Below are 22,053 nucleotides of genomic sequence, written 5' to 3'. Positions count from 1 at the left end.
TCGCTTGGGTGACTTCCTCTCCACCCGTTCGCGCACGCTGCAGCTGTAATAGAAAACAGCCGGTCCTTGTGCAAGGCTCCGGCTGTCCTTTCCCCAAATCAGTTTCGGCAGCGGTCAGCGCTGTACGGCTGTAGCCATGTTCTTTTGGCTGGCAGTCCGTCGGTTCCAGCCGAGCGACATCACCAGGCTCCCCAGCAAAATCACAGCGCCGAACACATACGGCAGATTGACGTGGACATCGAACAAAATGCCCGCCAGCGTCGGCCCGACGATATTGCCGAGGCTCATGTACGCATTGTTCATCCCTGCGACGAAACCTTGTTCCTGCCCGGCCATTTTGGACAGCAGCGTATTGATCGCCGGACGCAAAATGGACGTGAAGACGAAAAAGATGGAGGACGTTACCAGTGTGTACCAGAAGTTGCCCGACAACAGCATCAGCAAAAAGCTGATCGCCGCAATGAGAAAGCTCGCGTTCATCAGTTTCTTCTCACCAAAACGCTTCAGGAGCTTATCGATAAACACGGACTGGATGATCACCCCAACCAACGCCCCAACGGTGATGATGATAGAAATATCCGTAGGGGTGTACGCATATTTCTTGTCGACATAAAGCCCGAAGATCGCTTCAAAGTTCGCGAGGCCAAAAGTCAAGGTGAAAATCAGGATCAGCAGCACAAAGTACGGCGCTTTCACCGACATCGCGAACTGCTTGAAAATGTTCTCCCGTTTCTTCTGCGAATTTCTCGCTTCCAGCTGCGCTTCGTGCGACAACGTCTCTTTCAGGAAAATCAGCGAGGCGATCGTCGCCAAGCCTGCAACGGCAGCGGATACGTAGAACGGAACGCGCAGGCCTAACTCCGCCAAAAACCCGCCGATTCCCGGCCCGATGACGAATCCGAGCGACATGGATGCCCCCAGAAGGCCCATCCCTTTCCCCCGGTTTTCATTCGTGGTAATATCCGCCACGAACGCCATCATGGACGGGATCATCGCAGCCGCTCCCATGCCCCCGATCAAGCGGGACACATACAAGAGCCACATCGAATCCGCCATGGCAAAAATCAGCTGGGACAGCGCAAAAGCGCCTAATCCGGTCCAGATCATCAGCTTTCGCCCGTACTTGTCGGACCATTCTCCGGCAATCGGCGAACAGAGGAATTGCGTAAGCCCGAATGCTGCTACCAAATACCCCAAATCGGCCCCCGTTGCACCAAACAATTGCATATATTTCGGCAAAACCGGAATGATCAAGCCGATCCCGAGCATGGCAATAAACATGTTTACCATCAAAATCAGCAAAGGTCCATTGTTCAACTTTTGTGAATTCACGTTACCACTCTCTCTCCTTTCCCAAACCCGCTGCTTCATTATGAACAAGCGACAAAAAACGGATTTTGGTCATTGGTTCATTCTAGGGGAAGCATCCTCAGAATACAAGACGGTGAATCTGGAGAATGTGCTACTTTTTTGTAAGGAATTTCTGCACTAAAAAAGGACCGCGCGAAGTCACGGAAAATGGCAGAGATTTATCGCTTCTACTATCGCCACTACGCGCTTCTACCTGATAAGAGTAGGTCTTAGTTGGAACTATAGTGCTGTCAATAAAAGTTGGATCTACTACTTCCCCCTGAAAATCACCATCCCGGAAGACCCCGTACGTCTTAACACCTTCAATACTAGGCCAGGACAATTTGACCTCACCTGACTGTATGTAGGCGGCTTTTATGTCTTTGGGGGTGATTAGTGGTCCTGACTGAACTACCTCAGTCTCAGATGCCCGAACATAAATTCCGGGATTTGAAACAGCCAATGCTGCAATCACTACGGACCCTTTTACTAGAAATTTAGATATTCCCTTTTTCATAAGTCCCTGATCCTCCCTCATTAGATATAATAAGTACCAATTCGTTTCCTCCCATTTATGTTTTAGTTCATTTAAGCCTGTAAGTGTATTCACGATGCCCGGTCATTGGCTTAAATTAATTATAAAGTTGGGTCTGACTATTTGAGTGTATTTCGGTTAAAGGATCACTGAGATTACTCTAATAAAAGGAAAGGTTGTTGGAGACGTCTCCAACAACCCTTTGGTTAATTAATTGTGAAATTGGTAATAGCATTTTGTGGAATTCCTGCTGGAACTTCATACACCCCACCATGCTCCAAAGTGTATTCTCCCGGCGCAAGATTATACGGGGCTAAGTCAATGTAAAAGTTTTTAGTTACAGATACACTGATAGGTCTAGAACCGTTATTGGATCTAATGGTTACTGTGATAGGATAATCCGCCGCATTATTAACATATTGGGGCGCATAGTTTCCAAAGGAGTCTACCACGGTATGGACCCCCGATAGAATCGGATTGCTTGAACTTAATTGAGTATTCGATAGAACTAATTTACTGTAGAGATTGCCACCAAAAGGTACCTCTATGTTCTTATCTACACTCACCTGGTCTGGAGTGACCAAGAGATGATCATAGAACTTTACACTTCCATGCGATGACTGCTCGTCTAATTGTTCCAATTGGAACTTATATGCCCCTGGGGATAATAAGAGTTTTCCTGATCTAGCAAACTGGAAAATCTTATCTTGGTAACACCCTGCAGAATCTAAGATTCTCACAACGAGGTCATCTTGATGACCACCATGTAGATCCAATGCTGAGGTATTAAAAGTTACAGTATGGGATTTAACTTTACTTAAGTCAATGGAAGCATTAGATTTAACTTTAAATTTATTAGAAATCAAAATGTAAGGGATCTTCGCCCCCTCTGAGGAAACCCCGAAATCGTAAGTGCCCTTATCTAAGTAATAGTTAAGGTTACTTGCCGATGTAATGACACGGATATTGTAAGGTAGCATGACGCCGTCAATGTAAGGCAACGCAAAAAATGTCTTATCGCCTGAATCTTTAGGGGAGGTCAACTTTAATTTAACCAAGTCTTCCACTTTCAGTTCTACGGAATCATTTAGACCCACATCGCGGATGAAGCTATACATGTTACCTTCATAATCGTCAAGGCTCACTATAATAAATAGGTCACGATAATCATCTTGATACCACGTGGTATCAAATGTAACAGAGCGGTCGAGGGATAATTTATCTGCTACAAATACTGGACCATCTGGAGTACGAGAGAAAACAGAATAGTCAATTGGGGGTCCATCCCCAAAATCTGTACTGATATTCAAAGAGGATGGATCACGAGAAATGATATCCCAAGACATTTCCTGATCTTGTACTTTAATTCTTACTTCGCAAACGTCACAATCAGAAACGTACTCCGAATCTACGGGGACTCTATAACTACCGTTTTTCGAAAAATTGATATCCTTCAAATCCCTACCATTAACAGTAACCCCAACGGAAGATGTCTTATACCCCAAGTTATTGATAACCAATTCAGGGGTTCCTTCACGTAGGAAATATGTGGTATTGAGGATTACAGATTTATCAGACTTATCGTACCCAGCTAAGTTCATAGTTCCAAATCCGAGCTCAGGATCAAACGAGTGTCCTTCGCCTTTTGTATTAGACTTTAACTTAGCCTCAATCTCATCAACTTTATAGGATTTGTTCTCAGCCTTAAGCATAGCTGCGAGTGCGGAAACGAATGGGGCCGCCATGGATGTGCCATTCATGTTAATGTAGGAATCCTTACCACCGATGTAACTGCTACCAATATCAACGCCGGGGGCTGAAAGATCAATACCATAGCCAAAGTTAGAAAATCCGGCTATTTTACCATCTTTATCAATTGCTGATACCGTAATAGCTTCTGGAATTGCGGCCGGGTAAATATCCGAGACGTTAATATGGTCGTTCCCAGCCGCCACTACAACCACAACGTTTTTCTTTACCGCATACTGGACAGCTTCGGTTAAAGCCTTAGACTCTCCATGCTGTCCCAAGCTAAGGTTAATAACACTTGCCCCGTGATCCACAGCATACTTAATACCTTTAGCAATATTAGAGTCATAACCATACCCATCACTTCCAATGACCCGTACTGGCATGATCTTAATAGGAAGATTCTGTACGGTATTAGCCACAATACCGGCGACGTGTGTCCCATGCCCATAAAGATCATCTGGATCTTTGTCTTCGTCAATAAAATCATAACCTTGAACCAAATGGTCCTTTAAGAGTTCATGGTTAGCATTTACCCCGGAGTCTACCACTGCTACAACGATACCTTTAGCAGGCCTTTTAATCTTCTTGGCAAGTTTATCCGCACCTACGTACTTAACTCCCCAATTATAATCAGCGTCAGCAGATGTTGAAGTTGAGTATACCTGCGCAGTCCTGATGTAGTCAGGTTCCACATACTCAACCCCGCTCATGTTAGAAAGTTCGCTAATCGCCTGACTCACTGTCTCATCCCCATCCAACTTGACGGAGTATGTTCTCTCAGAATCATCGATTTCTGTGTAGTCATGTTCTTGAATTGCTTTGAGTGTCTTCTTAGTGGACGACTTGCTACCACCTTTTAATTTTACAATCACACGATCAGTTTTGATTGGACCTTTTGATTGTTGAGTTGTCGCTGCAAGGGTCCCCATTGCGTCCTCAGAACTACTGCGTTTCTTAGATTTTGCCAAGGCGGATGGTACGAATGTATTGAGCATAACTGCGGCTGTTAAAAAGATCAGTCCCGTACGTTTTAACATCAATTTCCTCTCCCTTAAATACGATATTATCTCTCTCTTTTGTCGTCTCTAAGTTTGTACATGAGTATACACCTAGTAACCATTTTAGGTGGTTGGGATTCAATTAAAGAGGGTTCACGAGCGCAAGTCCCCCTTTTCTATGCAAACGATGACTGGGCTGTTTCCCCACGCAGTAGGCGGTTCAGTTTATCCGCCTCAAACAATGCCGACGCATCGGCCAAAATATCATCCGGCTTGTTGCCCTCCCCGATAATATAGCCGCCATATGTCGTGGTGACGAACTCGAAAATGTGCTGGAATTGCTGCACGAGCGGAAGCCCCTTCAGCTTGGCCTGGTCGTAGCCGGTCATGACCACGTAAGCCGTTTTTTGCCCCATCTTCTCCTTGAATGACAGGGAGCGATCCCGCAGGCTCTGTGACCAGCGATCGATAAAGTTTTTCATGATGCCGGACATGCCGTACCAGTACAGCGGCGTCGCGAAAATGATGACATCGTGCGCCAGCATCTGATGCACGATGCGGTCGTAATCGTCATCCACCGGCAAAAAGCCTTCCTCGGTATGCCGCTTGTCATGGATCGGGGTGATCGCATGCTCGCGCAAATAGATTTTGGTAGCTCCGAGCCCTTCTACGACTCGATCGGCCAATTTTTCCGAATTCCCGTTTTCTCGGGAACTGCCGTACAGTACAAGAACTTTTTGCATATGTCTACGAACTCCTTTAACCCGTTATGATTTTTCCACGATGGCTGCAGGCCCGTCCGCCGGCTTTTGACTGCCGCCCTTGACCACGAGGAATGCACCGATCAGAACAGCCGCGATGCCCAGCAGTTGAAGCAAGGTGAAGGTCTCATGAAACAGGAGCGCCGACAGCAGGATCGTTACGATCGGTTCAAACGTGCTGAGAATCGATGCGTTCGTCGGTCCGACCAGCTGCAGACCCAGAAAAAACGTGAGCAGCGGCAAAATGGTAGAAACGAAGCAAAGCGCCAAAATGGATAGCCACGCGCTCCCCGAAAAGTCGGTATGCAGCGTGCCGCATGCAATCCCGAACAGAAGCTGGCTGATCGCGGTAAACAAGATGACGAAAGCGGTCGTGATCAATGGCGGCAGCTTGCGTACGGTACGGTTCATCAGAACGATATGGACTGCGTATCCGATGCTCGACAATACCGCAAGCATAACGCCATAGTAATTGATCAAATGAAAGCTGGTCCCGAGCACGAGCGCCAAGCCGAGCAGTGAAAGCAGGATGGCGAGGACGAGCATTTTGGAAATTCCCGTGCGCTCCACGATTATGGATAATACTACCACAAAAACCGGATACGTGTAGAGCAAAAGCGAAGCGAGCGACACCGGGATGAATTGGATCGACCAAAAGAAGAGAATGGAAATCACTGCATAGATGACGCCCCCGTATAAAGCAAGGGCGAGCCATTCTTTTTTCGTGATGGACACATGATGCCCTTTTTTCAGCCAGAGATACAAGAAAAAGAAAATGGATGCCAGCGAAAAACGCAGCGTCAGCAGGGTGTCTACATTCACTCCTCCTTGGTACGCATATTTGGCAATGATGGGCATCACGCCAAAACCGACGGCAGAGAGAATGACAAAAAAGACCCCGAGAGTAAACCGATTCACCGTAATTGACCTCCTTGCGTGATGCAAAAGCAAAACCTTTCTCCATCATACAAGGGAATCGCGAATCTGGTAATGGGGGGCATGAAAAAACCAGCCATGTAGCGGCTGGTTCCTCCTTTTATCATGCTTGCGCCCGTTTACTCTCCTGCAACAAGCTTGCCTCGGTGCAACACAGCCATGCGATCGGCCACGCGGGCGACCGCTTCCGCCGAGCAGGAAGCATCGACAAGCACGAGACTGGCATCGTCTCCCACCATCGGCCATTGCTGTTGTCCATCGGCCGACAGCGGGGTTTTGCCCCCTGTAATGTAGGCCAAGGCCCGGGAGAGCGAATGCTCGTCGATCCAGCGGAAGCGCTCCGCCAGTCGGCTTGCCCGCTCGAGCATGTCGCCATTCCCAAACGGCGACCAGCTGTCATACATATTGTCGCTGCCGACTGCCACCCGAACGCCCTTCCCGGTGAGCAGTTTCACCGGGGGCATCTGGCTGTCGATCGGCACGCTCGTGATGATCGAGATCCCCGCAGCCGCCAGCATGTCGGCAGCATCCGCCGCTTCCTCGACGGCGATTTCCCCCAGGCAGTAGGCGTGGCTTACGGTCACCCGCCCTTGCCAGCCTGCCTCGATCGTCATCGCTGCCAGCCGTTTGATCGTATAGAGCCCCAATTGATCTGCGTCATGCAGATGCAGGTCAATCCCCGCGTCAGCTTCAACCGCAAGCTCCATCATCGCATGCAGGGACGCTTCGGTATCCCCGTCAATCGTGGCGGGATCGACACCCCCGACCAATGCTGCGCCATTTCGCAGCGCCTCGCGCATCAGGCCGACCGATTGGGATCGGAGCAAGCCCCGCTGGGGAAACGCCACGATCTCATAGGTCAGCTTATCTTTATAGTCTGCCAGCACATCGCGCACCGCTTCCAAATTCGCGAGGCCGACTTCAGGATAGAGATCGACATGTGTCCGCACATGGGTTGTGCCTGCCTGCTGCATGAGCGCCAGCATGTTTCGCGCCCGTTCTGCCGTCGGTACCGGCCAGCTGGCGAGCTGCCTGGTTTCCGTTTCGATGCTTTGCCAAATCGAACGGAATGGCTTGCTTGCCCGCCACCCTCCGCCTAGCAGCGTCTTGTCCAGATGGCAATGTGCTTCACGAAATGCAGGCAGGGCAAGTCGGCCTTTGGCATCTTTTCGTTCCACATTGTCTGCGAGAATGGTATCGCCTGAAACGATTCGCGCGATCTTGCCGTTTTCGATGCGCAGATGAACCGTCTGGGTTTTCGTTCCGCAAACCACGCCCGCCTTATACAAAAATCCGCTTTCCATCAACACATTGGTCAACCAATAAGGTGCATGCATCGTCCGTCCCGCTCCTTTCCCCTCTACACCTGGCGGATGCTTCCGCTGATGACCTGCCCTTTTGCCAGCACTACCCGTCGTTTCGCCCTGCGCGCCACCGCTTCTGCCGAGCAGCTTGCCTGAACAAGCACCATGGACGCCTCGTCCCCGACCGCCGGCCACACCCGCTCGCCATTTGCGGAAAGCGGTTTTTTCCCGCCCGTGATGAAACCGAGTGACTCCGCCAGCGAGCGTTCCTCGCTCCAGCCGAATCGTTCGGCCATCCGGCTTGCTTTTTGCAGCAGGTCGCCCGTGCCGAATGGATCCCAGTGGTCCGTGATGCTGTCATTGCCTAAGGATATGCTCACGCCTTTTTCATGCAGAAGCGGGATGGGAATCGTCGGCATATCGATCGGAACGGTGGATACAATTCCGATTCCGGCAGAGGCAAGCTCCGCTGCAACATCGGCTGCTTCTGCAGGTGTTACGTCAGCCAATGCAAACGCATGGCTCACCATCGCCTTGCCTTGCAGCCCTGCCTCCACAACGAGCGCCGCCAGCCGTCTCATCGTGTGGACCCCGAGTTGCCCGCCATCATGAAGATGAAGATCGACACCGCTTCCGCTCGACACCGCAAGCTCGATGATCGTCTGCAATGATGTTTCGATATTTTCGTCTACCGTCGCCGGATCGACCCCACCGACAATCGTCGCGCCTTCCTGCAGTGCCGCTTTCATCAGGGCGATTGAATCGCTGCGCAAAAGACCGTGCTGCGGGAACGCAACGATTTCCGAGGAAATAACCCCCTCGTAGCCGGCAAGCGCCGCTTTGGTCGCAGCCAGGTTGCGCAGCCCGACGACCGGATCGATGTTGCAGTGCGTCCGGATGTGGGTCGCACCGTGCTTGACCACAAGCTGAATCAGTGCTTCTGCCCGCGCTTGTGCCGTCGGCAGCTGGCGCAGCAGCAGCTCCTCCTCCTCTTTGATCCGGTCAAATACGCTCGTCGCTGGCATGCACGCCTGCCACGGCCCGCCGTAATACGTCTTGTCCAAATGGATGTGCATTTCGCGGAATGCTGGCAGTACCAGCAAATCCTCGCCATCCAGACACGGCAATTCCGTCTCCAGCGGCTGATCGGACGAAACGATTTCCGCGATGACGCCGTTTTCAATCCTGATTCGGCAATTTTCCGTCGTCGTCCCGACAACCTCACCGTGTTCCAGGCAAAAACCGCTTTCCAACCGCACATTGGTCAGCCAATACCCCGTGCTCATCCTTTGCACGCCCCTTTCTGTATTCGTAATCAGCCCCTTACTGGTCCAGCTTCAACTCAGGCGGCAGCTTTCTGAAAAAGTTGGTGTGAATCGCCAGGTAGATCAGACCGATTCCAAGCCAAACGAAGCCGACTGTTTTCGCATTCCCGTCCAGATTCAGCAGGAACGTCAGGCAGACGCCCGCTCCGATCAGCGGAACGATGAGGTAGCGCACCAGGTTAAAGCCGCTCCGTTTATTCTCCTTGATGAAATAATGGAAGATAACGGCGATATTCACAAACGTGAAGCCAAACAGCGCCCCGAAATTCACCAAGGAAATCGCTGTCGTCAAATCCAGAAACGAGGCGATCATGCTGATCCCGCCGATGAACAAAATGCTGAACGTCGGCGTGGAACGCTTCGGATGCAAATAGCCGAAAAACTTCTTCGGCAAAATATTGTCGCGCCCCATGCTGTACAGCATCCGCGAGCAGGACGTCTGTGCGGCCAAAGGACCGGCCAATGCGCCAATGACTGCCAAAAACGGATAGATGACCGTCAATGAATCCAGTCCGACACGTTTGAACAATTCCAGTGACGCCGTGTTTACGTCAGCGAATTCCTGCCAGCCAGTCGGCCAGGACAAGAGCAAGAAATAGGAAATGATCGTAAAAGCGATTCCCGCCCCGGCGCAGATGATCATAACCCCCCGGCCAATCGTAACGCGCGGGTTGATCGTTTCCTCCGCCAGCGTCGTAACCGCATCAAAGCCCAAATAGGAAAGCACCAAAATCGAGGCTCCGGAAAAAATGACGCCAAAGCCTGCGCCTTCCTGATGAAGCTCCCTGGCGTTGTAAAACGCGCTCCAGTCAAAAAACGTCGCAGCACCGCCCCCGCCGAGCAAATGCTTGCACATAAAAAAGACGACAACCAGCAGTACGAAAAACTGAAACAGAACAATGATGTTATTCACCCAAGCCGTCACTTTGATTCCGATATGCGTGATGAACGTCACGGTTCCGGCAAACAGCACGACCCACACCCAGCTTGGAATTTGCGGGAAGACCGTCGACACATAGTTGGCAGCGATTACATAGGAAAGCATCGGAATCAGCAAATAATCGCTCAGGAGAGCCCAACCGGTCAGAAAGCCCAAATACGGGCTGATGGCACGCTGGACATACGTGTACGACGAACCCGAAATCGGATAGACAGCCGCCATTCGCCCAAAGCTGTATGCCGTAAAAATCATCGCGATCGCCGTCACCAGGTGGGTGAGGGCAAGCATGCCATGCGTCATGCTCGAGACGATTCCATACATATCGAATACAGAGGTAGGAATCAAATAGGCAAATCCATAAAACACGACAGACGCAAGCGGGAGGACCCTTTTGAGGCTAAGATTGGCTTCGGTGTGAACATTCATGGAAAGGCAAAACCTCCTTCGAGTGGATCAGATATGCTCGCTTTTACTCATACCAGTAAGACCGGTCTGACCAGTTGAAACGAGCATATCCCTTGTTGTGTATTTCTCCTTGCTTTTTTTCGTTTCTATCAACCCTCTCTTTCCTTCAACCGGACATTGCAACTCTCATACCAGTTCCTGATTCTGCTGGAATAACGCGTTTACAGACTTCATCGCTGGTTTCTCTATTCAACCCTGCATAGCTATGCATCAACCGATACTTCCTTTTCCTTTTTCCATACTTGCTCCAGCGCAATGGCAATCAGCGTCCCCAAAAGCAATCCGTTGCCGCATACATAGGAAATGACGGAAGGCAGCTGTGCGAAAATCGTTTTCGGCAAAAACATCGTGCCGACCCCAAACAAAAACGTCACGCCCAGTATCGTCAGCCTGCGCTGGTCCAATGCGTCCCGCGTAATCGTCTGCAAGCCAAGCGCGATCAGCTGGACGAACGATGCCATCAATGCCGCATTGGCCACGGGTCCAGGCAACAACGACAGCTTGCTGATGACGGCGGGAACGAGCGAAATCAGCGAAAGTGCGATACATGCCGTCAAGAAAGGACGCAGCCGATGCTGTTTGGTCAACCCAATGAAACCTGCGCTCGCTGGCAGTGGTACAATCCCGACCGTTGAAAATGCCGCCGAAAAGAGATGTGCGATTCCGCCTGCCCATCCTCCTGCATTTAGCGCACCCGCTTCTTTTTCCAGACGTTTGGGCACCATCTGGCCCACTGCGGTTACAGCCGCCACCGTATTGGATACCAACAGCAGCGTGAACAAGACGACCGCTACAGCCATTCCGCTATCCCAAACCGGCATGCCCCAGGCAAAAACGCGCGGCAACTGGAACCAGTCCGTCGCAGGGAGCGCTGCACCGCTTTTTCCGCTGAGGTAGCAGGCAATCCAGCCTGCGATGATGCCGAGCAAAACGGCGTAGCCTCTCATCCAGCCTTTGCCCCATACCGACAGCCCGATGACAAGCCCGAAGACGCCAAATGAAATCAGCGCGGTGTGCAAATCCGCTTTCGCCGGTTCTCCGTGCGCCCCGAGCATCCCGAGCAAGAACACGCCGCTCAGCTGAAAGCCAAGCAACAGCAGAAACGAGCCTGTCACCAATGGGGTAAACAGTTTGCGCATGCGCACCATCACGCCTGTCGCTCCGAGCACGATCAGCAAAAGTCCGGCCATGATCATGCCGCCTTCCAGTATCTGCAACGTCTGTTTTAGATCGTGTCCCTGGCGGATGGCCATGTCGGCAAAAATGGTGAACACCGCTACCCACGAACCTGCCGGGCCGTCCGCAATCGGCAACCGATGCCCGATCCAGCCTTGCACAAACGACGTGACGCCGACGACGAAAAAGGTGCGCTGCATCAACTCCATCACTTCTGGCAGCGGCAGCTGATAAATCCCCCCGATCACGATCGGCAGCGCCACTGCATTGGCCAGCAAAAAAATAAACCATTGCAAGGAGCCCAGGCCGAACTGCCAGGGTGTTTGCCTTTCTTCCACGTACAGTTCCTCCTCTTTATTCGATTGTACAGGATACCATTGTACGCGTAGTCGTCAGAAAACAAAACCCTCTTGTTCACTGAAGGTGAAATAAAAAGCGCCCCGATGTGCGCTGTCATTTCGTTTTTCTCGGCTTTTTTTCACTACTTTCCATATTTTCGCAAGATTTCGGGCCCTGCTTTTTCGATCATGCGCAAAAACGCATCCACGATCATCGGGTCGAATTGCCCGCCTTTGTTCCGCTCGATTTCGCCGCATGCGACCGCAAGCCCAGCTTCCTTCCGGTAAACCCTCGTCGAGGTGATCGCATCAAAGCAATCCGCCACGGCCATGATGCGCGCGAACAAGGGGATGTCCCCGCCTGAAAGCCCTTTTGGATAGCCGGTCCCATCGTATCGTTCATGATGGTACAAAATCATGTCCAAAATTCCCCGCTTTTGAAAGGCAGGGATGTGTTTGACCATTTCAAAGCCGATGCTGGGATGCTGCTTGATCACTTCATATTCCTCTTTGGTCAGCCGTCCCGGTTTGGTCAGGATCGATTCCGGCACGCCGATTTTGCCAATGTCATGCAAAAGTCCACCCAAATACACCTGCTGGCAGATGCGCTTCGGCAAGCCAAGCTCCTTGGCGATCAAAACCGCATAGTGCGCCACATTTTCAGAATGGCACGCCGTATGCGGATCGCGCGAGTCCAGCGATTTGGCAAGCGCCACCGTCAGTTCGAGCGTATGGTCCTTTTCCGCAAGATACAGTTTGATCAAGGTGGAGACGGCAATGACCGCAAGCACGTTGGTCAGCCATTGCAGCACAATTTGCATGAAATTCTGGCTTGCATAGGGAGGGAAAAAATACCACAGCCAGGTGATCAGGCTCGCGATGATCAGCTGCAGCGGCATATTTCGCCAAAACACGCAGCCAGCTACGAGCAGCGGAATGAGATAAATGCCCTTCAGGTCTTTATACGGAAACACGAAGCCGTCGAACAACACGATCAGGAGAAGCAGAAGAATGAAACCAGAGATGGACAGGACAGGATACCTAATCCCATATAACAGACGACTCTCTTTTTCGGAACGAAACATGTACTTCTTCTCCAGCCTTTCTATGTAAGCGAGATTTAAGCAATCGGCGGTGCCGTTTCACATCCGCTGGACTCCCCTCTCCAGCTGCTTGTCAAAAAGAAACGACCCTTTTCAGCATTCGAAAAGGATCGTAACCTGCGGACACCAACATGTACTCTACTCGGTAGCTGGCTGGCAACACGTCTTCGATGACATGGAAGCCCCTCTAGCTTTGCGTCCCCATTTTTCAATGAGTTTGCCTTTTTCGAACTTAACTCATTCAATTATCGCTTTTTTCGATATAGAAAAAATTGCTACACTCATCGACCATATTAGTACAATCTCTTCCAATTATCAAGGATTGACTATTTTCAAATATGCAAAATTTCAGATCAGCAAATTCCCGCTGGTTTTATTGTGGAACTGCCAGCTGCTTCGGCAAAAACAATCAGCCGTGCCAGTCTGGCATGCCAGCCTCGGCACTTGATTCGTAACGATGCCAGGCTGGCATGTCTGGATGTGCGCTTACGTCGCTTTTAGCTCGATGACATCGATCAGCTTCACCAGCTGCTTGAGGACGAGATCGTACCATTTCTCCTCAAAGGACGCGCTGAATGTCATGATCGCCGTTCCTTCCTCTTCTGCCGGAGCATGGGAAAAGCTTCTGATGCAGACATTGTAGCGGGTCAGGACACCGATGATGCGCAGCAAAACGTCTGGCTGGTCATTCACGACCAGGGTGAAGGTTTGGTTCATTCTTCTCTCTCCTTTGTATATGGATAAAAAAAACCCTCGCCCGCAACCGGCTGACTGCACGCTCGGCAGTCCATCCGGTTGCTGAGGCGAAGGCATACTCGCGGTACCACTCAGCTTTCCTGCCGTCTTGCGAGCGGCAGGCTTGACAAGTCACAGAACGGGACTTGCATCCGTTAACGCCGGATGAGACGTCGCTTGCTACTTAGGCCATAGAGCCTGTTCACCGCGCAGCTCCAAGGTGATGCTTCGATGGGGAGCGGATGACCGTTCTTTCAGCAACCCGAACGGCTCTCTGGCATCTGCTGCTCCCTCTACTTGTCCTTGTCATCGCGTCTTGTTTATTCAATAGAAAAACCTCGCCCAAGCAACCGCCCCCTTGTACTGGAACTGGCTGCTGAGGCGAGGTTGTTGGCTCGCGGTACCACTCAGCTTCCCTGCCGTCTTGCGAGCGGCAGGCTCACTTAAGTCACCTGTGGTGACTCGCATCCGATAACGCCGGATGAGGACGTCGCTTGCTACTTGGGCCATAGAGCCTGTTCGCGGCGCAGCTCCAAGGTGATCTTCGCGGGCAGGTGATGACCGTTTTTTCAGCAAATCAAACGGCTCTCTGGCATCAACGCTAATCCGTTACTCGTCCTTGTCATCGCAAAATATCGAACATTCGTACAAATCAATCTCGTAAGCCCATTATAGAAAACGGGTGATTCGCATGTCAATCTGCTTTTCTAAACAAAGGCTCTTCTTCCCGCTTGGCAAACCATGTCGCCAAAAGCGAACCTGAAATGTTGTGCCAGACGCTGAAGATCGCGCTTGGCACCGCTGCAATCGGATTGAAATGCGCGGCAGCCAGGGCTGCGCCCAGTCCGGAGTTTTGCATGCCCGTTTCCAGCGTGATCGCCTTGCGTTTGGCGAGGTTCAGACCGAACATTTTCGCGAACAAATACCCCAGCAAGTATCCGAGCAAGTTGTGCAAAATGACGACAGCGAAGATGATGCCGCCTGTTTCGAGAATTTTCCCTTTGTTGATGGCGACGACGATGCCAACGATCAGGACGATGGCGATTGTTGAAACCAACGGGAGCGCTTTGACGCTCGCTGCGGCCTGTTTTTTGAACAAGGCTTTCACGATTACGCCGAGGACGATCGGAACGATGACGACTTCAATAATGTCGAGGATCAGCGATTGCGTATTGATCGTCATCCACTTGTTTGCCAGCAAGGAAATGATGGCCGGTGTTGCAATCGGCGCGATCAAGGTCGAAACCGATGCGACTGAAACGCCAAGCGCAACATCGCCTTTCGCCAAAAACGTCATGACATTGGAAGCGGTCCCGCTCGGGCAGCAGCCAACGAGGATGACACCGACTGCGATATCAGGCGGAAGCTGGAGTGCGATCGCCAAAAAATAAGCGAGCGCCGGCATGATCAAATAATGGCCGACCACGCCGATCAGCACGTCGACAGGGCGGCGGAACACTTCCTGGAAATCGGCTGCGGACAAGGTCAGTCCCATCCCGAACATGATAATGCCCAATAGCAACGAAATGTTTGCCTTCATGCCGACAAATGCTTGTGGAACGAAAAATCCGATGATGGCAAATAAAAGGACCCAAACTGAAAACGTACTGCCTACGAACTTGCTGATTTTCTCTACTTTGTTCACTGCTACGTCTCTCCTGTTGTGTGACTATATTGAAATTATTTTTTATTCTACTTCATTTAATTTCAATATACTTATACTTTTTTGTTATCTGGTCCGTAGGTTTTGCCTATACTGCCATCCATCCCGTTTTTCGCTTCCATCAAGCCGAAGCTTTCTTTTCCGGCAGACGTTGTCCGGTTTCGTTGCGTTTCACATAGAGTAAAAACAGGATGCCAAAAGCCACGAACAGCACGCCGTTGGCAATCAATGCATTGCCGAAGCCGCGGCTGATGTCATCCCCCGCCGCCTGCACGATTGCGCCCGTCACGATCGGCGAGATGATTCCGGCAATCGTGACAAATCCGGAGAGTACGCCCATGATCAAGCCTTTGCGCTCGGGCATCAGGCTGGTGGCGATCACGGATGCGGAGGTGCCGACCGAAAACGAAAAGCCTTTGGCAAGACAGGCCGCAATCAGCACCCATACAGCTTGGTGCGTCACAGACATCGCGTAGAAAAACAAGCCTCCGAGTATAATCGAGATTCCGCCGACGGTTACATATGATGTGCGATAACTGCGGTTTTTCTTATACAGCGTGTCGGCATACCAGGAGATGGCGATCGTCATCAAACCCGCGAGCAAGCCGGTTCCCGCGATGGCATAGCTCATTTGTTTCGGGGTAAAGCCGAGCACCTTGACCAAATAGACCGGTTCCCATACGGCGGCAAACGTCGTTCCCCAGATTTGGGCAAAGTAGATCAGAAACGTAAAGATAAAGCTGGCCGAAAACAAAACCGCGAACAATTTTTTCCACTGGATCGGTTCCTTGGCAACCAGCTCCTCGGGTGCGATTGCTTTCGCAGGCTTTTCCTTGCCGATCCACATCCAGACCAAAAACCAGGCCAGGCTCGCAGCGCCCAGCATCGCCCAGGAATGACGCCAGCCGCTCGATTCGATGATGCCGACCAACAGCGGTGCTGCCGCAACAGCGCCGACAAATGCGCCAAAATTGACGGTGGAAAAGACGAGCCCGCGCCGCTCCTCGGGAAACCATTTGCTCAAATGGCTGACGACCGTTGCCCAAAACGGCCCTTCCCCGATGCCGAGCAGGATGCGCGCGCCCATCAGCATCGGCAAGCTCGCGATCGCATATGCGCCGAACTGTACGACGGTCCAGGACAGCGCCATGATCGCCAGCATTTTTTTCGTTCCGATCTTGTCGGACAAGGCGGCGCCCAACACGCCTGCAATGGAAAACAACCAGAAGAAGCTGCTGCCGACAACACCCCATTGCGTTGCCGACAGCTGCAGCTCCTGCATGATTTGCACGGCCGAGTAGCCCGCAATCGCTTTGTCGGCATAGTTGATCATATACAGGACGAACAATAAAACAAGGGTGACCCATGCCATTTCGTCTCACTCCCTTTTCGTTTTATTACGGCTGGTCTTGTGACAAGCTGTCCAGGACGATTGCCAAAAACAGCTTTCCGATGAACAGCATCGACCGCTCATCCACATCAAAGCGCGGATGATGGTGCGGGTAGCTCGCGCCAATTTCCTCATTCCCCCCGCCTACGTAAAAGAAACTGCCAGGCACGCGCTGCAAATAGTAGGCGAAATCCTCGCCGCCCATCCCGGCAGGAAGCTGCATCACCTGCTCAGGACCAAACAGTTCCTTGGCAAGTCGCTCCACCTGCCGGGTTTCGTCCGGATGATTCCAACCGGCCGGATACCCTTTGCTGTAGGCATAGTCCGCACGCGCCCCCGCCGCTGCTGCAGTCGCATGTGTAATCGTGCCGATCGCTTCCTCCATGAGACTGCGCGTCGCTTCATCAAACGTGCGGACCGTCCCCTCGATCGTGGCTGTCTGGGCAATGACATTCGGCGCCCCGCCGCTCATGAACGTACCCACTGTCAATACGGCTGGCTGGAGCGGGTCAACCCGCCTCGACACAATTTGCTGCAAAGCCGTCACCAGCTGGCTGCCGGTGACCAGCGCATCGACCGTCAAATGCGGGCCGGCGCCGTGCCCGCCTTTTCCGCTGATCTCGATCGTGAAATTATCGGATGCTGCGGTAAGATAGCCTTCCTTCACCCCGATCACGCCGAGCGGCAAAATCGAGGCCACATGCGCCCCGAAAATCACATCCATCCCGTCGAGACAGCCGTCCTCGATCATCGCGCTGGCCCCTCCCGGCGGTACCTCTTCCGCGAACTGATGGATGAAGACGACCGTACCCGACAGCGCTTCCCGTTCCGCTGCAAGCGTTTCAGCCACGCCCAGCAAGGAAGCCGTGTGAATGTCGTGGCCGCAAGCGTGCATAACGCCTTCAATCCGCGACTTGTACGACACTTCCTTCTCATCCTGGATCGGCAGCGCATCGAAATCGGCTCTTAGCGCCACAGTCTTGCCCGGGTTTTTCCCGCGAAGGAACGCGACAACACCCCGGCCTCCCACCTGCTCGCGAACTTCCAGTCCCCATGCCCGATACGCATCCGCAATTTTTTGCGGCGTCCTCACTTCCTGAAACGATAGCTCCGGGTACATGTGCAAATCCCGGCGCATGGCGACAAGCTTGGGATACAACGCCTCCAGCCGCGCAAACAACCGCTCTCTCATGTCCGGCCCCCCTCCCTCTCAATCAATCTTGACTTTTCCGACGCCGTCCTCGATGGTGATCGTCGTCCCGTACGGCGCACTTAAACGTTGAAGCGATTCCAAAATGCGCGTATCGTGTGTCAGTGCGGGGCAGCCCATCCGGTAAATCGGTTCGTCAAAGCCCAGCTCGATCGGATACAGCAGCAGCTCCGCAAGCTCGCCATCCGCCATTTTCCAAACCGGAATGACCGACTCCCAGACATCCCGATGCACGCACAATCCCCGCGAATAGTTGGCGCTCATCGCCTCCAGCGCGTCCGCCACCCGATGCGTATGGCATAAACCATAAAACTCGTAAAAGTCAGCTGGCTGGCTGCTCACCGTCTCTGTCTGAAAGATGAAATCGCCGAGGCTGTAGAAAATCGGCCGCTTGCGATACAGCTCGATGCCGCGGACGATATGCGGGCCGTGCCCGATGATGGCATGTGCGCCTGCGTCAATACATGCATGCGCCACCGTCTGCACGAACTCCGCGGCAACCTCCTTGTCCGCGCCTTTCATCTCATGGACGTGGAGGCTGACCAGCACATAATCCGCCCGGCGCTTCGCTTCCCGAATGGAGCCTAGCATACGCTCCAAATCGCGCGGATGCGGAACCGTCGTCGTCTTCTCCTCGGTCCCCTCGACGAATCGGGCATTGCCGAACAAAAAAATCCCCTCTCCCGGCGGGTTCATGAATCCTTCCTCGATCAGCACCTTGTTCACCGCATTGATGTCCACGGCATCCGCGATCTCCTTGAGCTGCTGCAGCCGTTCCGGCGACACCGCATGCTGGGTCACATACCGCAGCGGATTGATGCCGGGCCTGCCGATGCTGTCGGCGCGTTGCTCGCCTGCAACCCACCACGGATGGAAGGTCGATGTCGCAGCGATCAGTGCGACGCGCCCCGCCGGCAAATCGAGATACCGCGGAGCAGATGCCTCCGCCAAGTTTTTTCCCGCGCCCGCATGAACGAATTCATACTGGTTTAAATACCGTTCCGTCGCTTCCAGTCCGCCGTATAAATAGTCAAGCGTGTGGTTGTTCGCCCAGCCGATCAGGTTGAAGCCATATTCTTTCAAATGGCGCAGCACTTGCGGCGGGGACATCGCCCACGTACCGCCGCTAAACGCGCCGGGATAGCCTTCGTTGTCATGCACGGTCGTCTCCAGATTGGTGAACCGGGCATCGGCTGCTTGCAGCAGCTGTGCGATGCGGGCGAACTGATCCGGGTCATTGGCCGTGCTCCTCGTGATAAAGCTGTCGCCGGTAGCGGCGAACGTCATCGTTTTACTCATCTTCCTCATCTCCTGCAAAAGAATAAAAGGTTGAGCTGATCTCGTCGTATTGCTGCAGCCGGTGCGCAATCTCGTCGCCGCCTGCCGCCATTACCCCCTCCACCAATGCATTCAGGATCGAAAACAGCGTCGGCATGCCATTGGTGGCGGCGGGCTGCGGTGTCGTCACCTTGAGCATCACGTCCGCTTTTGCACTGATCGGCGATAGTTCCCCCTCCGTAATCGCCAGAACCTGCGCGCCAATCGTCTTGGCTGCTTTGACGAAAGCAATGGTTTCTGCCGGATGGCGGGGAAACGAAAGCGCGATGACGAGCCACTTTTTGCTGTGCTCCGTAATCAGATAGTCCGCGTTGCCGATCGCTCCCTGGTACAGGTGCGTATCGCCTTTCAGCGTATTGAGCGCATTGGCAAGCCATGTCGCGGGTATGTGGCACCAGCGGAAGCCGACGACGACGATTTTGTCCGCCGACATGATCAGCCGAATCGCTTCGCGGAACAATGCCACGTCTGCATGCACAAGCGCCTGCTGAATGTAGGCAATGTCCGTTTCCAACGCCTGCTGGACAAAATTTTCGCTTGTGACCCGCTCGCCGGACGCCTCCTGATGCTTTTCGATCGGCCCGCGCAGCTGGTCGGAAATTAAAAGAGCGCGCCTGATCTCCTCCTGCATTTCGCCATAGCCGGAATAACCAAGCGCATAGCTGAAACGAATGACCGTCGATTCACTCGTGCTGGTCAGCTCGCCGATTTTTTTGGCGGTATGTACGGCAATCAGGTTCGGCTTTTCCAGCACGAAGCGGCTGATCATCCGTTGGCTTGCCGTCAAACCGGCAAAATGGGTGCGAATTCGTTCCTTGACATTTGCTTTCATGTGCAGCGGCTCCTTTATGGATCAGTAACGATTGAGGTAATTTTACGAATAGTTTAACATTTGAAAATATACACTTCAATAATACTCATAAAATGAAGTTACAGATGTCAAAGTGATGAAAAAGAACAGCCAAAACCCGCCTGGCGCACGCAAAAAAGGCCTCCGCAGCAATAGCGAAAGCCTTTCTTTTCAGTATGCAGTTGTTCCCCTTATTCCGCTTATGATCGGGCATCCCCGCCCTTTGACACGCTTTGCGACAAAATCAGGAACACCGCCGTGCCGACAATCAATAACGTAGATACCGCCGCAATGGTCGGATCGACTTGGGTCCTCATGTTTTCCCACATCACGATCGGCAGCGTCTTCGTTTTGGAACCGGCGATGAAAATGCTCACGACAACCTCATCCAATGACGTTATGAAAGCGAACAAAGCACTTGTAAACACGGAGGAACGGATCAGCGGAAGGGTGACTTTGAAAAATGCGCCGATCGGCGTGGAGCCGAGGCTTTGTGCCGCCAACTCGAGGTTGCCGTCCACTCCTTTGAGACCGGCCATGATCGTCACGAATACGATCGGGATCGCCAGGATCGAATGGGCCAACACCAGTCCCGGGATCGAATTGGTCAGCTTGTAGGCTGAAAACGTATGGTACATCGCGATCCCGACCACGATGACCGGTATGACCATCGGTGCCACCATCAGGTTGAGAAAGATTTTTTTGCCTGGGAATGTAAGACGATTCACGGCCAATGCCGCCATGGTTCCCAGAGCAAGCGAGACAATCGCCGTAAAGAAAGCGACGACGACGCTCCGCCACAATCCTTCCGTCCACTGTCTGTTGTTCCAAAAGTTTTCATACCATTGCATCGAATAGCTTTCAGGCGGAAACTGAAACGCGACCTGCGAGCTGAAGGAGAGCGGAATCATCACCAAAATCGGGGCGATCATCAGCACAAGCAAAACCCCTACCACAATGCGCAGCCACATGCTTATCGGTCCCCTTTCAACATCGGTGACAAGCGGGACACCCAGTACGCCAACCCGAGCAGCAGCAACGTTGTCGCAAGCAGCACGAGCGAAAGCGCTGCGGCCAGATTCCAGTTGAGCGTCGTTTGGATGTTTTCCTGAATCAGCTTGGAAATCATCATGTTGCCTTGCCCGCCCAGCAACGCCGGCGTAATGAAATAACCCAGCCCGAGTACAAACACAATCAATGATCCTGACATGACGCCCGGCAAGGAGAGCGGCAACATGATGTGGACAAAGGCCTGCCACGGCTTTGCCCCCATCCCTTGCGCCGCCTGGACCAACCGGCGATCAATCCGCTCCATGACCGCATACAGGCTCAACACCATGTATGGCAGCAAAATGTGGGTCATCCCGATGGTGACGCCGACCGTATTGTACAGCAGCTTGAGCGGCTCCTTGATCACCCCGAGATTCAACAAAACCGAATTGATCACACCATGCTCCTGCAAAATTACGCTCCAGGTGAACGTACGAACCAGCAAACTGATCCACATCGTAATCATGACCGTTCCCATGATGACTTTTTTCCATGTCCCGGATTCAATGACGACCAGCAAATACGCGATCGGATATGCCAGCACCACAGTCCACACGGTGACGAAAAACGCTTGTTTCAGCGTATTCCACAGCACTTTCAAATAAAGCGTATCCGTCAGCACATCCTTTACGTAGGTCAGCGTAAATCCGGTATGATCGACTACAGAGAGCTTCAGCACGCTGATCATCGAGTAGTACAGAAGAAACAGGACGTACACAAGCGGTACGATCAAAAGCAGCCACTTGAGTCCCGGCATTTTGGCGATTTGCAGCGTGGGCACTGCGGGCAGTGCAGCTGCCTCTATTTTACCTTTAGACATAAAGTTCCCCCTTA

Annotated in this window: 18 protein-coding genes and 1 riboswitch; all 18 genes read right to left on the bottom strand. The window is 52.4% G+C overall.

Annotation, left to right across the window (positions count from 1 at the left end; genetic code table 11):
- Window positions 1–114: 114 nt before the first annotated feature.
- Window positions 115–1,332: an MFS transporter gene (locus tag ACTID9_RS10140; protein ID WP_441071134.1), complete on the bottom strand. Its 1,218-nt coding sequence runs from the start codon at window positions 1,330–1,332 to the stop codon at window positions 115–117.
- Window positions 1,333–1,462: 130 nt separating this feature from the next.
- Window positions 1,463–1,867: a hypothetical protein gene (locus tag ACTID9_RS10135; RefSeq protein ID WP_441071133.1), complete on the bottom strand. Its 405-nt coding sequence runs from the start codon at window positions 1,865–1,867 to the stop codon at window positions 1,463–1,465.
- Between the two features lie 224 nt (window positions 1,868–2,091).
- On the bottom strand, window positions 2,092–4,674 hold the full coding sequence (locus tag ACTID9_RS10130; RefSeq protein WP_441071132.1) for a S8 family serine peptidase: 2,583 nt from the start codon (window positions 4,672–4,674) through the stop codon (window positions 2,092–2,094).
- Window positions 4,675–4,811: 137 nt separating this feature from the next.
- Window positions 4,812–5,378, bottom strand: a complete 567-nt coding sequence (locus ACTID9_RS10125; RefSeq protein ID WP_441071131.1) for a flavodoxin family protein — start codon at window positions 5,376–5,378, stop codon at window positions 4,812–4,814.
- A gap of 24 nt (window positions 5,379–5,402) precedes the next feature.
- Window positions 5,403–6,314 carry a DMT family transporter gene (locus ACTID9_RS10120; protein WP_441071130.1) on the bottom strand — a complete coding sequence of 304 codons (912 nt, stop codon included), beginning with the start codon at window positions 6,312–6,314 and terminating at the stop codon, window positions 5,403–5,405.
- A 137-nt stretch (window positions 6,315–6,451) separates the two neighbouring features.
- The gene (locus ACTID9_RS10115; RefSeq protein WP_441071129.1) at window positions 6,452–7,669 is read right to left on the bottom strand and encodes an amidohydrolase; all 1,218 of its coding nucleotides are present in this window, start codon (window positions 7,667–7,669) and stop codon (window positions 6,452–6,454) included.
- A 23-nt stretch (window positions 7,670–7,692) separates the two neighbouring features.
- Window positions 7,693–8,922 (bottom strand): amidohydrolase family protein, encoded by a 1,230-nt coding sequence (locus tag ACTID9_RS10110; RefSeq protein ID WP_441071128.1) that lies wholly within the window; start codon window positions 8,920–8,922, stop codon window positions 7,693–7,695.
- A 37-nt stretch (window positions 8,923–8,959) separates the two neighbouring features.
- On the bottom strand, window positions 8,960–10,327 hold the full coding sequence (locus ACTID9_RS10105) for an APC family permease (protein WP_441071127.1): 1,368 nt from the start codon (window positions 10,325–10,327) through the stop codon (window positions 8,960–8,962).
- Window positions 10,328–10,569: 242 nt separating this feature from the next.
- Window positions 10,570–11,880 (bottom strand): purine/pyrimidine permease, encoded by a 1,311-nt coding sequence (locus tag ACTID9_RS10100; protein ID WP_441071126.1) that lies wholly within the window; start codon window positions 11,878–11,880, stop codon window positions 10,570–10,572.
- Window positions 11,881–12,023: 143 nt separating this feature from the next.
- Window positions 12,024–12,965, bottom strand: coding sequence for an HD-GYP domain-containing protein (locus ACTID9_RS10095; protein WP_441071125.1), 942 nt, complete (start codon window positions 12,963–12,965; stop codon window positions 12,024–12,026).
- A gap of 159 nt (window positions 12,966–13,124) precedes the next feature.
- A riboswitch (cyclic di-GMP riboswitch) is annotated at window positions 13,125–13,215 on the bottom strand.
- A 254-nt stretch (window positions 13,216–13,469) separates the two neighbouring features.
- On the bottom strand, window positions 13,470–13,700 hold the full coding sequence (locus ACTID9_RS10090; RefSeq protein WP_441071124.1) for an ACT domain-containing protein: 231 nt from the start codon (window positions 13,698–13,700) through the stop codon (window positions 13,470–13,472).
- Between the two features lie 712 nt (window positions 13,701–14,412).
- Window positions 14,413–15,363 (bottom strand): bile acid:sodium symporter family protein, encoded by a 951-nt coding sequence (locus tag ACTID9_RS10085; RefSeq protein ID WP_441071123.1) that lies wholly within the window; start codon window positions 15,361–15,363, stop codon window positions 14,413–14,415.
- A 139-nt stretch (window positions 15,364–15,502) separates the two neighbouring features.
- Window positions 15,503–16,753, bottom strand: coding sequence for an MFS transporter (locus tag ACTID9_RS10080; protein WP_441071122.1), 1,251 nt, complete (start codon window positions 16,751–16,753; stop codon window positions 15,503–15,505).
- A 25-nt stretch (window positions 16,754–16,778) separates the two neighbouring features.
- Entirely contained in the window at window positions 16,779–17,963 is a 1,185-nt protein-coding gene (locus ACTID9_RS10075; RefSeq protein ID WP_441071121.1) for an amidohydrolase, read from the bottom strand.
- A gap of 18 nt (window positions 17,964–17,981) precedes the next feature.
- Window positions 17,982–19,280 carry a CapA family protein gene (locus tag ACTID9_RS10070; RefSeq protein WP_441071120.1) on the bottom strand — a complete coding sequence of 433 codons (1,299 nt, stop codon included), beginning with the start codon at window positions 19,278–19,280 and terminating at the stop codon, window positions 17,982–17,984.
- Window positions 19,273–20,151, bottom strand: coding sequence for a MurR/RpiR family transcriptional regulator (locus tag ACTID9_RS10065; protein ID WP_441071119.1), 879 nt, complete (start codon window positions 20,149–20,151; stop codon window positions 19,273–19,275). The genes ACTID9_RS10070 and ACTID9_RS10065 overlap by 8 nt, the downstream gene beginning before the upstream one ends.
- A gap of 218 nt (window positions 20,152–20,369) precedes the next feature.
- On the bottom strand, window positions 20,370–21,140 hold the full coding sequence (locus tag ACTID9_RS10060) for an ABC transporter permease (RefSeq protein ID WP_441071118.1): 771 nt from the start codon (window positions 21,138–21,140) through the stop codon (window positions 20,370–20,372).
- Window positions 21,141–21,142: 2 nt separating this feature from the next.
- Window positions 21,143–22,039 (bottom strand): ABC transporter permease, encoded by an 897-nt coding sequence (locus ACTID9_RS10055; protein WP_441071117.1) that lies wholly within the window; start codon window positions 22,037–22,039, stop codon window positions 21,143–21,145.
- Window positions 22,040–22,053: the final 14 nt, after the last annotated feature.

This window comes from Brevibacillus fluminis, assembly GCF_052072235.1.
Classification (GTDB): Bacteria; Bacillota; Bacilli; order Brevibacillales; family Brevibacillaceae; genus Brevibacillus_D; species Brevibacillus_D fluminis_A.
Note: the sequence above shows the minus strand (reverse complement) of the source record. Positions and strands in the feature narration are given on the sequence as shown.

What these genes read in the sequence shown, in the direction of transcription:
- ACTID9_RS10135 (WP_441071133.1), bottom strand. Translation starts at nt 1,867, where the DNA reads ATGAAAAAGGGAATATCTAAATTTCTAGTAAAAGGGTCCGTAGTGATT.
- ACTID9_RS10125 (WP_441071131.1), bottom strand. Translation starts at nt 5,378, where the DNA reads ATGCAAAAAGTTCTTGTACTGTACGGCAGTTCCCGAGAAAACGGGAAT.
- ACTID9_RS10130 (WP_441071132.1), bottom strand. Translation starts at nt 4,674, where the DNA reads ATGTTAAAACGTACGGGACTGATCTTTTTAACAGCCGCAGTTATGCTC.
- ACTID9_RS10080 (WP_441071122.1), bottom strand. Translation starts at nt 16,753, where the DNA reads ATGGCATGGGTCACCCTTGTTTTATTGTTCGTCCTGTATATGATCAAC.
- ACTID9_RS10075 (WP_441071121.1), bottom strand. Translation starts at nt 17,963, where the DNA reads ATGAGAGAGCGGTTGTTTGCGCGGCTGGAGGCGTTGTATCCCAAGCTT.
- ACTID9_RS10105 (WP_441071127.1), bottom strand. Translation starts at nt 10,327, where the DNA reads ATGAATGTTCACACCGAAGCCAATCTTAGCCTCAAAAGGGTCCTCCCG.
- ACTID9_RS10055 (WP_441071117.1), bottom strand. Translation starts at nt 22,039, where the DNA reads ATGTCTAAAGGTAAAATAGAGGCAGCTGCACTGCCCGCAGTGCCCACG.
- ACTID9_RS10065 (WP_441071119.1), bottom strand. Translation starts at nt 20,151, where the DNA reads ATGAAAGCAAATGTCAAGGAACGAATTCGCACCCATTTTGCCGGTTTG.
- ACTID9_RS10115 (WP_441071129.1), bottom strand. Translation starts at nt 7,669, where the DNA reads ATGCATGCACCTTATTGGTTGACCAATGTGTTGATGGAAAGCGGATTT.
- ACTID9_RS10110 (WP_441071128.1), bottom strand. Translation starts at nt 8,922, where the DNA reads ATGAGCACGGGGTATTGGCTGACCAATGTGCGGTTGGAAAGCGGTTTT.
- ACTID9_RS10070 (WP_441071120.1), bottom strand. Translation starts at nt 19,280, where the DNA reads ATGAGTAAAACGATGACGTTCGCCGCTACCGGCGACAGCTTTATCACG.
- ACTID9_RS10095 (WP_441071125.1), bottom strand. Translation starts at nt 12,965, where the DNA reads ATGTTTCGTTCCGAAAAAGAGAGTCGTCTGTTATATGGGATTAGGTAT.
- ACTID9_RS10060 (WP_441071118.1), bottom strand. Translation starts at nt 21,140, where the DNA reads ATGTGGCTGCGCATTGTGGTAGGGGTTTTGCTTGTGCTGATGATCGCC.
- ACTID9_RS10090 (WP_441071124.1), bottom strand. Translation starts at nt 13,700, where the DNA reads ATGAACCAAACCTTCACCCTGGTCGTGAATGACCAGCCAGACGTTTTG.